The sequence below is a fragment of the Arenimonas sp. genome (assembly GCF_044353605.1).
Lineage (GTDB): Bacteria > Pseudomonadota > Gammaproteobacteria > Xanthomonadales > Xanthomonadaceae > Arenimonas.
Genome location: NZ_JBILBO010000001.1, coordinates 31,326 through 43,513, shown reverse-complemented (window position 1 = coordinate 43,513; position 12,188 = coordinate 31,326). Strand labels below are relative to the sequence as shown.

Annotated in this window: 12 protein-coding genes and 1 pseudogene; 7 read left to right on the top strand and 6 right to left on the bottom strand. The window is 56.7% G+C overall.

What is annotated here, in order from left to right:
* Nucleotide 1 precedes the first annotated feature (1 nt).
* The 6 genes from ACIQ1A_RS00210 to ACIQ1A_RS00185 all read left to right on the top strand — a co-directional run bounded on the left by ACIQ1A_RS00210 (nt 2) and on the right by ACIQ1A_RS00185 (nt 6,039).
* Complete coding sequence (locus ACIQ1A_RS00210) at nt 2-643, top strand: response regulator (RefSeq protein ID WP_395769067.1); 642 nt, start codon at nt 2-4, stop codon at nt 641-643.
* A 119-nt stretch (nt 644-762) separates the two neighbouring features.
* Entirely contained in the window at nt 763-1,812 is a 1,050-nt protein-coding gene (locus ACIQ1A_RS00205) for a hypothetical protein (protein WP_395769066.1), read from the top strand.
* A gap of 103 nt (nt 1,813-1,915) precedes the next feature.
* On the top strand, nt 1,916-2,839 hold the full coding sequence (locus ACIQ1A_RS00200; RefSeq protein WP_395769065.1) for an ABC transporter ATP-binding protein: 924 nt from the start codon (nt 1,916-1,918) through the stop codon (nt 2,837-2,839).
* The gene (locus ACIQ1A_RS00195) at nt 2,836-3,573 is read left to right on the top strand and encodes an ABC transporter permease (RefSeq protein WP_395769064.1); all 738 of its coding nucleotides are present in this window, start codon (nt 2,836-2,838) and stop codon (nt 3,571-3,573) included. Before ACIQ1A_RS00200 ends, ACIQ1A_RS00195 begins: the two co-directional genes overlap by 4 nt.
* Entirely contained in the window at nt 3,570-5,387 is a 1,818-nt protein-coding gene (locus ACIQ1A_RS00190) for a Gldg family protein (RefSeq protein WP_395769063.1), read from the top strand. Before ACIQ1A_RS00195 ends, ACIQ1A_RS00190 begins: the two co-directional genes overlap by 4 nt.
* On the top strand, nt 5,374-6,039 hold the full coding sequence (locus ACIQ1A_RS00185; RefSeq protein ID WP_395769062.1) for a DNA-3-methyladenine glycosylase family protein: 666 nt from the start codon (nt 5,374-5,376) through the stop codon (nt 6,037-6,039). Before ACIQ1A_RS00190 ends, ACIQ1A_RS00185 begins: the two co-directional genes overlap by 14 nt.
* Here ACIQ1A_RS00185 and ACIQ1A_RS00180 read toward each other — a convergent pair.
* From ACIQ1A_RS00180 to ACIQ1A_RS00160, 5 genes and pseudogenes are all read right to left on the bottom strand, one after another.
* A complete protein-coding gene (locus tag ACIQ1A_RS00180; protein WP_395769061.1) occupies nt 6,030-6,824 on the bottom strand; it encodes a D-alanyl-D-alanine carboxypeptidase family protein in 795 nt (264 codons plus the stop codon). The two genes, ACIQ1A_RS00185 and ACIQ1A_RS00180, sit on opposite strands and share 10 nt — an antisense overlap.
* Nucleotides 6,824-7,357 carry a PH domain-containing protein gene (locus ACIQ1A_RS00175; protein WP_395769060.1) on the bottom strand — a complete coding sequence of 178 codons (534 nt, stop codon included), beginning with the start codon at nt 7,355-7,357 and terminating at the stop codon, nt 6,824-6,826. Before ACIQ1A_RS00175 ends, ACIQ1A_RS00180 begins: the two co-directional genes overlap by 1 nt.
* Nucleotides 7,347-7,532 (bottom strand): Arc family DNA binding domain-containing protein, encoded by a 186-nt coding sequence (locus ACIQ1A_RS00170; protein WP_395769059.1) that lies wholly within the window; start codon nt 7,530-7,532, stop codon nt 7,347-7,349. Before ACIQ1A_RS00170 ends, ACIQ1A_RS00175 begins: the two co-directional genes overlap by 11 nt.
* Nucleotides 7,533-7,574: 42 nt before the next feature.
* Nucleotides 7,575-8,276, bottom strand: a pseudogene (locus ACIQ1A_RS00165) (SPFH domain-containing protein); the annotation flags it as partial.
* A 576-nt stretch (nt 8,277-8,852) separates the two neighbouring features.
* Nucleotides 8,853-9,788 (bottom strand): hypothetical protein, encoded by a 936-nt coding sequence (locus ACIQ1A_RS00160; protein ID WP_395769058.1) that lies wholly within the window; start codon nt 9,786-9,788, stop codon nt 8,853-8,855.
* Between the two features lie 42 nt (nt 9,789-9,830).
* Here ACIQ1A_RS00160 and purT point away from each other — a divergent pair, with 42 nt between their 5' ends.
* Nucleotides 9,831-11,027: a formate-dependent phosphoribosylglycinamide formyltransferase gene (purT, locus tag ACIQ1A_RS00155; protein ID WP_395769057.1), complete on the top strand. Its 1,197-nt coding sequence runs from the start codon at nt 9,831-9,833 to the stop codon at nt 11,025-11,027.
* Here the strand turns inward: purT and ACIQ1A_RS00150 are convergent.
* A complete protein-coding gene (locus tag ACIQ1A_RS00150) occupies nt 11,024-12,184 on the bottom strand; it encodes an endonuclease/exonuclease/phosphatase family protein (protein ID WP_395769056.1) in 1,161 nt (386 codons plus the stop codon). The genes purT and ACIQ1A_RS00150 overlap by 4 nt on opposite strands.
* Nucleotides 12,185-12,188 lie beyond the last annotated feature (4 nt).

The following is a 12,188-nucleotide window of genomic DNA, read 5'->3' as shown; positions in this document are numbered from 1 at the left end:
CATGATTCGAGTTTTTTTGGTGGATGATCAGACCTTGGTCCGTCAAGGGGTCAGATCCTTACTGTCCCTGGCAAGCGACATCGAGGTGGTTGCGGAAGCCAGTGATGGCCAACAGGCTATCGATAAGATCCCCGAAATCAAACCGGATGTGGTGTTGATGGACATGCGGATGCCGGTGAAATCCGGCCTGGAGGCGGTGCAGGAACTCTCGGCCGCCGGCCGCCTGCCGCCGACCATCATTCTGACCACGTTCGATGATGATGATCTGGTGCTGGCCGGAATTCGCGCCGGCGCCAAAGGGTATTTGCTGAAAGACGTGAGTCTGGAGCAACTGGTTGAAGCCATACAGGTCGTGGCCAAGGGCGGATCCTTGGTGCAGCCGGCGATGTCACAACGTCTACTGTCGGGATTGGAAGGGCTGAACAACCATTTCGTCAGCCTCGAACGCCCGGATCCATTGACCGAGCGTGAAACCGAAATCCTGCGGTTGATGGCCGGTGGGTTCTCCAATAAGGAGATTGCCAACTCCCTGCATGTGGCTGAAGGCACCATCAAGAACCATGTCTCCAACATCCTGTCCAAGCTCGGCGTGCGTGACCGTACCCGGGCCGTGTTAAAGGCTTTCGAACTTAAAATCGTCTAAACGGTACCCTCCGGCCGGTGAAAAGTGCCGGCCGGGGGCAACCCAATCCGGACATTAAATGGTATCCTTTAGGACTGATTGCCTGTAAAGGCAGTTTGCCCTTGGAGAGAGTCTTTATAATGAACCGAATTTACGAATTCCTGATTTCGCTGGCTGTGGTCGTTGTATTGTTCGCCACCGTCGGCCTGTTCCTGCCTTCGAAGCGTACTGTTGAACATAAAATCGAGAGCAATCGTCCAATCAGCACCGTATACGACGTCCTCAACGGCTTCAACCGTTTTGACGAGTGGAACATCCTGCGCTCGGACAGCATGCTCAAGTCCCAGGTCAGCGACCCGGCCACCGGCGTCGGCGCGACCATGAGCTACAGCTCGCTGAACCGCTCCACCGGCAGCGGAACCTGGAAGCTGATTGAAAGCATTCCCCAGGAAAAAATCAAATATGCCATTGATGACTCCTCGCAGGGCAGTGATAAATTCCTGACCATCCATCTCGACCGTACCGGCCCGCTCAATAAGAACGTCGAAATCCGCCAGGTCTATGAAGTCGATTACGGCTGGAACCTTTTTGGCCGTTTTGCAGGGATGTACGTCGAGCGCAACGTCGGTGACAAGATCAAAGCCGGTGGCAAGCGTCTGACCACCTTCCTTGCCACGGTTCCGAAGCTTTCCTATGCCGACCGCGTGAATCCGATTACGTTTACAGAGGTTCCGGCAACCAACGCTCTGGTGGCCACCGTGATTTCCAAGCGTGACAACAATGAAATCGCCATCGGCATCGTTAACAAAATGGCCTGGATCAACAAAATCATCGCCGCCAATGGTCTGCAGGCCAATGGTCCGATGCGCATCGTGACCAATGAGTTCACCTCGGACAGCTACAGTTTCGATGTCGTCCAGCCGGTGAGCAAAAATGGTGAAAGCAGCGGCGAATGGGCTGTTAAAACTGAAGCCGAAGTCACCTTGGAACAGATTCCGGGAGGCCGCGCCGCGACCACCGATTACACCGGCTATGCGACCGGCCTCGAAAGCGAGCGCCAGTCCATACGTGCCTGGGCTATGGTCAACGGAGCCTCCACGCGCGATCGCGCCTACGAGGAATACCTGGTGGCGCCACAGTTGATGATGACTGAGGACGCCAAGTTCAAGGTCTATTGGCCGATTAAGTAAGAACTCCGGAAAAGCGGGCTACGGCCCGCTTTTTCTTTGGGTGGAAGTTGTCAGCATCCTCTGATGTTCTATACACTTGAGTAAACCGATCGGATAGGGCGGGATGATCCAGGCAGAAGGAATCAGTAAGCGTTTCGGTGCGATTGCCGCCGTTGAGGATCTCGGTTTCCAGGTCGAGAGCGGGGAAATCGTGGCGCTGCTCGGCCCCAATGGCGCGGGCAAGACCACCTGTATGCGTATGCTGTCCGGATTCCTGAGGCCCGATCGCGGCAACGTTCGGCTCGGCGGCTATGATCCATCGGACAAGCCGATCGCTCTACGTCGCAGTCTTGGCTATCTGCCGGAACATGCCCCGATTTATCGGGAGTCCAGCGTTCTTGCCTACCTGCGCTTCATTGCGTCCGTTCGTGGGCTTGGCAAGCAGGCCTACAACACCGTCGATGACATCTGCGAGCGGCTAACACTCAATCCGATCGCTCACCAGACCGTCTCAACTTTGTCCAAGGGCTCGATGCGCCGTGTTGCCCTGGCGGCAGCGATTATGCATCGGCCGCCGGTACTATTGCTCGATGAGCCGACTGACGGTCTGGACCCCATCCAGAAGCAGCAGGTCCGGCGCCTGATCCAGGATCTCGGGAAAAACAGCGCCATTCTGATGAGCACCCATCAGATCGACGATGTTCTGGCACTTTGTCCGCGTACGCTGATCATGGGTGGCGGCAGGAAATTGCTCGACAAGAGCACCGAAGAACTTTTGCATCAATCGAAGTACCATAATGCGGTTTCGTTCGTTGCCCGTGAAAGCATCGCGGCACGTGCGGCCTTGGAAGGGCTGTCCGGTATAAGCGGTTTCGAGCAGAACGCCGCCGATGGACGCCTCTATGTATTCGTACAGGGCAGCAAGCCGCAGAACCAGATCATCGCCGAACGTCTGGCACAAAAGAACGTGCCTTATCTTGATTTGCGCCTCGAGGTCGGACGTCTCGACGAAGTATTTGCAAAGACCGTTGCCGAGGCTAGGTCATGAATCCTTTTCTGGCGTTGTTCAGGCGTGAACTTTCGGCGTATTTCCGCACGCCGCTGGCTTTGGTGTATGCCATTATTTTTCTCATGCTCTCGAACAGTTTCGTGTTCTATCTCGGCGATCTCTACGAAACCGGACAGGCAAGCATGCAGGCCTATTTCCGGCTATTGCCCTGGGTATGTCTGCTGTTGGTGCCGGCCCTGTCGATGCGCAGCTGGTCGGAGGAATTCCGTTCGGGCACCATCGAATTGCTGGACGCACTTCCTTTGCCGCCCTGGCAGCAGGTTCTGGCGAAGTTTGGGGCGCTCTGGAGTGTCGCGGTAGCAGCCCTACTGCTCTCCTTTCCGCTTTGGCTGAGTCTGGCCTGGCTGGGCGATCCCGATCACGGAACCATCATGCTTGGCTACATCGGAACCTTTCTGATGCTTGCGGCCATGCTCTCGATAGGACTTTGCGTTTCCTCGTTCAGTGAAAACCAGCTCGTGGTCTACCTGCTGAGCGCGATGATTCTGCTGCTATACCTTCTCGCGGGTTATCCGCTTGCGCTCAATCCCATCCGTGAAGTCTTTCCGCAGCATGTCGTCGATCTGATCGGGTCCATGAGTTTTCTGACCCATCTGAATGCCATTACCCGCGGGGTATTGGATCTGCGCGATGTTCTGTTTTTTGCAATAACCACCTTGTTCTGGCTCGTGGTCAATCTGCTCGTGCTGCGCGCAAGAAAAGGGGGCGTATGACTCTGCCGGTTTCTGCACGCCTGCCCTTATCCATTCTCTTGCTGTCCTGCGTCTATTTCGCGCTTTGCCAGTTGGTTCTGGTTCTGATGCCGCCAGTGCGTCTCGATTTGACCGAGAAACGACTATTCACCCTTTCCGAGGGCAGCATTCACATCCTGCGCGATATCCGGACTCCGGTCACGCTGACGCTGTATTATTCGGAAAAGGAGGCGCGTCCATACCCCCAGTTCCGTCAATACGCCACGCGCGTTGTCGAAAAGGTCGAAGAGTATGCGGCGCAGTCCGATGGCAAAATCAAGCTGCGTATACTCGATCCGGAGCCGTATTCGGTCATGGAGGATGCCGCCATTGCCGATGGCATTTCGGCCATTCCGCTCGAGGATGGATCGGGGCCGCTGTATTTCGGTTTGACGGCGCTTTCCGATGGACGGAAAAACACCATCGGATTCGTCAAGCCGGAAGCGGAAGAGCATCTGGAATACGAGCTTTCCAAACTCATCCGCTCGGTCCAACGCATTAAAAAGCCGAAAGTGGCCCTGGTCACCGAACTGCCGGTTACCGGCAATGCCAATCCGGTTTTTGGACCGGTAACGCCGGCCTGGGTGGCATTCCGGCAGCTCTCAGAACGCTATGACATGGTCACGCTATCGCCGAGGGGCCTTAGCATCCCCGAGGATGTCGATGTGCTGTGGGTCATGCATCCGCGCGGTTGGCCGGCAGACAGCTACAGGCAGATTCAGAATTTCATCAATGCGGGACGCCACGCCGTCATCCTGCTTGATCCGAACGCCGAATCGGTTCCGGTTTTCGGCAATACTGGCGAGCTGTACCTCGGGTCGGATGCGGTCGCACTTTTACAGCCTTGGGGCATCGTGTTCGATCCTGGCCAGGTCGTACTTGACAGCAAGTACGCGTGGCTCATGCAACTCAACGAGAACCAGTTTCCGAAGCGCAATCCGGGCCTGATCAGCCTTCCTGGTGCCGCAATGAATCAACGCGATGTCGTGACAACGGACCTCGACCGTATCGTCCTGTCCAGTGCCGGAGCCTTGACTATGCGCGACAGCAGTACGCTGAAGATTGAACCCCTGCTGCAGAGTTCAGATGCTTCACGACTGCTTGATGTTATGGCATACCGGAGCGCTGCCGATGATCCGGAAAAGCTGTTGAATAAATTCGTGTCAAGCCAGGAACCGTTCGTGCTTGCGGCACGATTCACTGGCAAGGTTGCCGGATCAAAATCAGGACCAGGCGGTATCAACTTCATCGTCATCAGTGATACCGATTTTCTCAGCGATCGACTTTGGGTTCTGGAAAGCAATCTGTTCGGCGAGCCTGTATACAGCGCCCAGGCCAGCAATGGCGATTTTTTCTTTAACATCATCGACCAGCTCTCAGGATCCGATGATCTGATCTCGATCCGGAGTCGCGGAATGGTTGCCAGGCCCTTTGAAAAAGTCGACCAGCTCCGCCGTACAGCTGAACAGCGTTACCGTGACAGTCAGATTGGACTATTGGCTGATTTGGAAACGGTGCAAGGAGAAATCAATGCTCTCCAGGCAGGAGCTAAACCTGGCTCCTTAATAGAGGACCCGCGTCGTGCAGCTCTTGATGCCAAGAAGATCAATCTCCGTAAGCAGCTCCGCCGCATCCAGCGTGAGTTAAACGAAGATGTCGAAAATCTGGGGCAGCGCATCAAGCTTCTGAACATCTTCGGTCTGTCGGTACTGCTCCTGATAGTTGCCGGCATCATCGCAATCCGCAGAAGGATGTTCAAGGATTACGCCCGGGTCCCCGGACATGCCTCGGCATAAACGCGGATTCGATGCAGCCGTCGCCAGGCGCGCGCTGGTCAAGGCCGATCCCGCGTTCAGGCCCTGGGTCAGCACGATCGGTCCAATTGACTACGCATCGGGATGGGGTCGGCCGTTCGATATCGCCGATGCGCTTGCGCGCGCGATTCTTTACCAGCAGCTCAGCGGCAAGGCGGCAGCCACCATTGTCGGCAGGGTCGAGCAGGCAATGCGTGAGCCGCGATTCCATCACCGGAATCTTGAGCGCTTAAGCGATGCACAGCTTCGAGCATGTGGGGTTTCGGGCAACAAAACGCTGGCATTGCGCGATTTGGCGCGCCGTGACAAGGCGGGCGAGATTCCGGATGTACGGAGCCTTCAATATCTCGACAACGAAGCCATTATTGCGGCGCTGGTGCCGACCCGCGGGATCGGACGCTGGACGGTCGAAATGATGCTCATGTTCCGGCTTGGCCGGCCGGATATACTGCCCGTAGACGATCTGGGTGTGCGTCAGGGCGTCATGCTCTTGGATGGATTGCCGGAAATGCCGCATCCTAAAGTACTGGCGTTGCGCGGCGAGGCCTGGGCGCCTTATCGGACATTGGCCAGCTTCTACCTTTGGCGCATCGCCGACTTCCGAAAAGAAGCCGTAAAACGCTCTCAGGACTGATTACTGCCGATCCAGAACCAATGCCACGGCTCATAGCTGATGCCATGTGCATTACCGCGTGGATAGCTGATTCTGAACCCGAATGCCGCCGCGTTGCGGTTCAACCAGGAGAATGCCGGTGTGTTCTCGAAGCATTCCTGTGCGGCAGGTTCTCCCGGCGTGCCGATATCGATGGCGCGTCCGCTGTGGTGTTCACTGAACCCAGGCGCTGCGTTTACCGAAAGAATGTCATGCAAGGCGATGCCGCGTGCAATTTTGCGGCGGAAAATACCCATTTGGTAATGCACGCTTCGGTAACCGGAAATGGCCTGAATTCGGACCCCGTCAGCTTCAGCGGCCGTCCGCATCCGGGTCCAGGCCTTGGCAGCATCGTAGACCAGCCATAAGGGCCGTCGGAAACAATCACGGCCCGCGTATTCAAGTTGGACCGGCTCGGGCACTGCGGATAGGCCGCTCTGCTGGCAGTAAGCATCGGCATCGAAATCCAGTTCCGCATGCAATGGCGCCAGATCGGAAAGCGGAAGATGGGTGACGCTGCCATCGGCCGCTGCCAACAACTCACCAACGGCGTCGAGCCGCTGTTGCGGGGCAGGGCTGCGGTTCAGGAAGTGCACATGTGAGGCTTGCATGGTTGCGATATAGCTACCGCTGCTCCGGTCTCGGATCAGCCAATCCGCGCGGGCCAGTTGCCGTGCATGATTGTTGGCGCGGGCACGGTACAGGCAGGCAGGCACCACATCCAGCCAGCTGCCATTGATCAGGCGGTATTCCGCGGGTATCAGCATTACAGGGCCTGCAAGGTGTCGAGGAATTCCCTCGGTCGCTCCAAGCTTAATAAAACCGGACCACTTTGGGTAGGCAGATAGACGACTTTGCTGCGATCGGTGATGTAGACGTGCGCTTTACGGCCATCGTAGAGTTTGAACAGTCCCGAGCTCAGACCGGGCATAGCCGCCCCCCACAGTTTCCATTTCGGCCGCAGCTCCTGCCGGGATTCCAGATTGACCAGTGCTGCATTGGCGCGATCGATGGCACTGATTGCCCATTGCTTATCGATGAAGCTGACTTTAATCGACAGCCCATCCTTGCCCAGTTTGGCTTGGGGATTCCTGACGCCCATGGCGGCGGCAATCAGAATTGCGGGGCCGATGCCGAGCAGCAGGCCCAGTAGCCAGAGCGGCATCTCGCTGAATTCATCAGGATTGTTCCACCAGATGAAAGCGACAATCAGGACCGGAAGCAGTGTCATTAAGGCAAAGAACCATTTGGCGGATGCGCCGATGGGTGAAAGGGTGAAACTCTTGCGGTTATCGTTCATTGCGGTCGTCCTCATCGGTTCTTGCCGCCGGAAGGCGGTCAGCCTTGCGCAGCGCCTCGCGCAACACATATTCGATCTGCGCATTCAGCGATCGCAAATCGTCATCGGCCCAGTGCTGGACAGCTTCCAGCAACCGGGCGTTGATGCGTAGCGGAAAGGCTTTTTTTGCGGTCATCGCAGCGGAATCAGTAAATCGAACCGGTATTGACGAGCGGAATCAGTAAATCGAACCGGTATTGACGATGGGCTGGGTGCCGCGTTCGCCGCACAGTACGACCAGCAGATTGCTGACCATGGCCGCACGGCGTTCCGGGTCAAGGTCGACGACATTGCGTTTCGAAAGCTCGGCCAGGGCCATTTCGACCATGCTGACCGCGCCTTCGACGATGCGTGTGCGGGCGGCGATGATGGCGCTTGCCTGCTGGCGTTGCAGCATGGCCTGGGCGATTTCCGGGGCATAGGCCAGGTGGCTGATGCGCGCTTCGATGACGCGCACGCCGGCCTCAGCCAGACGCTCCTGGATTTCCTCGGTCAGGTGTTTGGCGATTTCGCCGGCATGGCTGCGCAGGGAAATCTTGCCTTCTTCATGCTGGTCATACGGATAAGAGGTGGCCATGGCGCGCAGGGCGGCTTCGGATTGGATGTGCACGAAACTTTCGTAATCGTCGACATTGAATACCGCTTCTGCCGAATCGACGACACTCCAGACCACGACGGCCGCGATTTCAATCGGGCTGCCCTCCAGATCGTTGACCTTCAGCTTGCCCGATTCAAAGTTGCGCGTGCGCAGCGAGATCTTCTTCTTGCTGTAAAAGGGATTGTTCCAGCGCAGACCTTGCTCCTTCACGGTCCCCACGTACTTGCCAAACAGACTGAGTACGGCAGCCTGGTTCGGTTCGACCATGTACAGGCCAACCAGCAGGAAAGTGAATACGATCAGGCTCAATAAGGACCCGAAGGCAATGACGGGGTCATGCGCCTGGGCACCGATGAAAAATCCATAGGCACTGAGTACGCTGGCCAACAGGCTGACGATCAGGAATGTGATGCCGTGTAGTGATTTCAGATTGTTTTCTTTCATGTGAGGCCCCTTGGTTGATATTTAAATGATATCAAAAATAACTGAACAGTCAATAAAAATATTTATAATAAAAACAATAATATAAAAAAAGGGCAGCCGAAGCTGCCCGTTTTCTTTCATGGTACATGCTCAAAACTGATAGCCGACTGAAAGTTGCAGATATAGCGGGTTGACTTCAGCCTTGCCAACATTTCCCAGGGTCTCGATGTTGACCGTAGCATCGAAATCCATCTTTTTAAAGATCTCCACGCAGGAACCAGTTGTCGTTGAGCAAGACGTCAGCACCGCCGCCCCAGACGAAGCCGCTGCCGTTGCCCACATTGATGCCGACTATCGCGGCGAAGTCAGTCTAGGAAGAGTGATATGAAGCATCCGTGATAATTTGCCTACAGGTTGTGAATGCAAAGTGAAGCTTCAGGGTTGCACTATGTCGTATCGGATGACCGGCGTCGGAGCCTGTTCGCTGCCGACATAAAGCTGTTTGCCGTCCCGTGAAAACGCAATGCCTTCAGCCTGAGGCAACCAAGGCAGGGTGAGGGTGGATGCCGGTTTCAGAACCGTGTTGGATTTCTTCGGCATCGTAAAGAAGTTGATTTCCTGATAATTCAGCACAGCGATGGTGCGGTTGTCCGGATGGAGGTCGGCGGCGGTGATTTGTGCCCGATAGCGGCCATAATCGCCTTTGTTGTTCATGGTTTCTGCATCAGGTTGGGCGATGCCTTCGAGTGTTGCGACCAAAACGGCTTTGGTGCCGTCGGCGGCATCGAACGGGAGCGCGAACAGTTCCGCAGGCACGCGTTTCTTGGATATCAGATAAAAGCTTCTGTCTTTCGCGGAAGCGAAAAGTGATTCGGCATCCCGTGCCCCGTCTGGCCAAAGAAAGCGAATGCTTTTGATCGGATGTATCTGCCCGCTGCGCTTTGCATCAGCGGGTTCCTCAAAGATATGAATGTAGAGTTCATCGCGCACACCACCGTTGTCGCCGGAATCCGCAATGGCGAGGTAGTGCTTGCCGGACAGCGTGTAACTGGCAATGTCTTCCCAGTCGATATTGCGTAATCCAACCGCGCTGAACGTACCCAGTGTCTGCGCATTGGCGTCGATGGCGATGATTTCGGCCGGATTATTGCCGTCATTGATGGCCCAATACACGCCCTCGGCATGGTTGGAACGGGTCAGTCCTGACAGTTCGGACAGCTTGCCGGCATCCGGTATGCCAGCGAACACCGGCTCGGACCAGCGCGGAACCGTGGCTTCAGAAGTGGCCTGGCAGGCCGACAAAAACAGATAACCGACGGAAAAAAGTCCGAGGAATAGGCTGCGTGGTTTCAAAAGAGCGTTACTTTTCATCAGAGGTATAATGGCATAAACCGCCATCTGCAGACAATTGCCATGCCCCATTCTCCGCCCGTTTTTGGTACTCCCGAAGCGAAAAATGCCTTCCGTGTCCTGCTTCTGGGCTCGGGTGAGCTCGGCAAGGAGGTGGCCATCGAGCTGCAGCGTTTTGGGGTGCAGGTCATCGCCGCAGACCGCTACGACAACGCACCGGCCATGCAGGTCGCGCACGAATGCCATACCCTCAACATGCTCGATCCGGCCGCATTGCGCGATCTCATCGCTCGGGTCAGGCCGCATCTGGTGGTGCCTGAAATCGAAGCCATCCATACCCAGACGCTGGTTGATCTGGAGGAAAATCAAGGCCTGCAGGTGATTCCAACGGCGCGTGCGGCACGACTGACCATGGATCGCGAAGGCATACGGCGCTTGGCGGCAGAGACCCTGGGCTTGCCGACGTCTCCGTATCGGTTCGTCGATGACGAGGCTGGTTATCGAGCAGCCTTGCCGGAGGTCGGGATTCCCTGTGTCATCAAGCCGCTCATGTCTTCTTCTGGGAAAGGGCAAAGCACCGTCCGAAGCGAATCCGATATCGATGCCGCTTGGCACAAGGCGCAAACGGGCGGCCGTGCCGGCATGGGCCGTTGCATTGTCGAGGGCTTCATCGATTTCGATTACGAAATCACCTTGCTCACCGTCCGTCATCGTGGCGGCACTTCCTTCTGCGCACCGGTCGGTCATTTGCAGATTGATGGCGATTACCGCGAAAGCTGGATGCCGCAGCCGATGAGCGAAACGGCTTGGGCCAGGGCGCAGGACATCGCGCGCACCATCACCGATAACCTCGGAGGTTATGGCTTATTCGGCGTCGAATTGTTCGTCAAAGGCGACAAGGTCTGGTTCAGTGAAGTGTCGCCACGTCCGCATGACACCGGATTAGTAACTCTGATATCGCAGGAGCTGTCCGAATTCGCCTTGCATACCCGCGCCATACTCGGCCTGCCGATCCCCGAAATCCGCGACTACGGTCCGTCGGCCTCGGTCGCGATTTTGGCAAAAGGAACAGGCGTTCCCGAATTCAGCGGCGTGGCCGAAGCACTGGCTGAAACCGGAACGGCCCTGCGTCTGTTCGGTAAGCCGTATGTCGAGGGCTCCCGGCGTGTTGCCGTGGCACTGGCGCGTGACGTATCTCTGGAAGCCGCGCGTGAGAAGGCCCGTCGCGTCGCAGCCGCACTCAAGGTGGATCTGGTTTAATCGCCGCGCAGATCCACCCAGACCATGCGATGGTCGGTGGCGTCCAGCCAGTCGCGGCCCGGTTCACCGACCTTCGGCCAAAAAACGCCGCTACCGATGACCTGCCAGCCGACCGAGGGCAGCACATAATCCAGACGCAGATTGCCGACTCTCGGCCCGAAATCGCCGGTGTCATGCCGCGGTGAGCCGCGGTGCTTGCTATTGGCGCCACCCGCAGCCTCCGCCGCCTGCACCGCGCCCTCGGAACGCGGCGTCAGCATTCTCAGCACGCGCGGGTTTTCAAGCAGCTCGGTGATGGCGCCGGGAATCCCGTCACCGTCGGCAGGATCGGCATTCAAGTCGCCAGCGATGACGAAACGTTCGCCATCCTTCAGGCCGCCACGCTGTCCCTGATCATCGACAATCCAGTCGCTTCCGCGGTTCCAGACATACTCTCCCCAGAGTCGGATTTCATCGGCATTGCGTTTGCCGTTGCGGTCTTCCGGGCCGTCGAACACCGGCGGCGTCGGGTGCGAGACCAGAAAGTGCAGGGTGCCCATCGGCGTGGCGACCGGAACATCCCAATGCGATTTCGAAGACAGGCGGAAGGCATTCCAGGCTTCTTCCGAATACCACGGCGAACTATCGGCACGCGTCGGAATCCGTGCCCGTGGCATGTCTTTCCAAAGGAATTTCTGGAATGTCCGGACGGCTCGTTTATCGATGGGGAATTTCGACAGCACCAGCATGCCGTATTGACCGGGATGATTACCGAAGCCGAAGGCGTCATTGCCGCCTTCGATTTTTCCATCGCTATTCAGATCGAAACCGCTCGGTACACCGGTGTTGACCGGAGCGAAATACCGGTATTTGTAGGCGATGGATTTTTGGCCGAATTGCGCTTTGCCGAGATAGCGTTTCTGGAACAGATCAGCCGCACGGCCATCGGCATCGTAATCAAACTCATTGAGCAATAGCAGGTCCGGCCTTTGGTGCTGGATGACGGCCGCGATTTTACGTGCAGGAATATCGTCATTTTCTAACCGCTGGATCAGCCCAACGGCGCTGTCCGAATACAAGGAGGCATTAAAGCTAGCTACCCGGATAGTCTCCGAAGCCGCTACCGCATCTATGAAGGCGAGACATGTGGACAGGGCGAAAAGGGCGATGAAACGCATGCTG

Excerpts from the sequence above, each read along its gene's own strand:
- ACIQ1A_RS00210 (WP_395769067.1), top strand. The coding sequence starts at position 2 with ATGATTCGAGTTTTTTTGGTGGATGATCAGACCTTGGTCCGTCAAGGG.
- ACIQ1A_RS00195 (WP_395769064.1), top strand. The coding sequence starts at position 2,836 with ATGAATCCTTTTCTGGCGTTGTTCAGGCGTGAACTTTCGGCGTATTTC.
- ACIQ1A_RS00150 (WP_395769056.1), bottom strand. The coding sequence starts at position 12,184 with ATGCGTTTCATCGCCCTTTTCGCCCTGTCCACATGTCTCGCCTTCATA.
- ACIQ1A_RS00200 (WP_395769065.1), top strand. The coding sequence starts at position 1,916 with ATGATCCAGGCAGAAGGAATCAGTAAGCGTTTCGGTGCGATTGCCGCC.
- ACIQ1A_RS00190 (WP_395769063.1), top strand. The coding sequence starts at position 3,570 with ATGACTCTGCCGGTTTCTGCACGCCTGCCCTTATCCATTCTCTTGCTG.
- ACIQ1A_RS00160 (WP_395769058.1), bottom strand. The coding sequence starts at position 9,788 with ATGAAAAGTAACGCTCTTTTGAAACCACGCAGCCTATTCCTCGGACTT.
- purT (WP_395769057.1), top strand. The coding sequence starts at position 9,831 with ATGCCCCATTCTCCGCCCGTTTTTGGTACTCCCGAAGCGAAAAATGCC.
- ACIQ1A_RS00180 (WP_395769061.1), bottom strand. The coding sequence starts at position 6,824 with ATGCTGATACCCGCGGAATACCGCCTGATCAATGGCAGCTGGCTGGAT.
- ACIQ1A_RS00170 (WP_395769059.1), bottom strand. The coding sequence starts at position 7,532 with ATGACCGCAAAAAAAGCCTTTCCGCTACGCATCAACGCCCGGTTGCTG.
- ACIQ1A_RS00175 (WP_395769060.1), bottom strand. The coding sequence starts at position 7,357 with ATGAACGATAACCGCAAGAGTTTCACCCTTTCACCCATCGGCGCATCC.
- ACIQ1A_RS00205 (WP_395769066.1), top strand. The coding sequence starts at position 763 with ATGAACCGAATTTACGAATTCCTGATTTCGCTGGCTGTGGTCGTTGTA.
- ACIQ1A_RS00185 (WP_395769062.1), top strand. The coding sequence starts at position 5,374 with ATGCCTCGGCATAAACGCGGATTCGATGCAGCCGTCGCCAGGCGCGCG.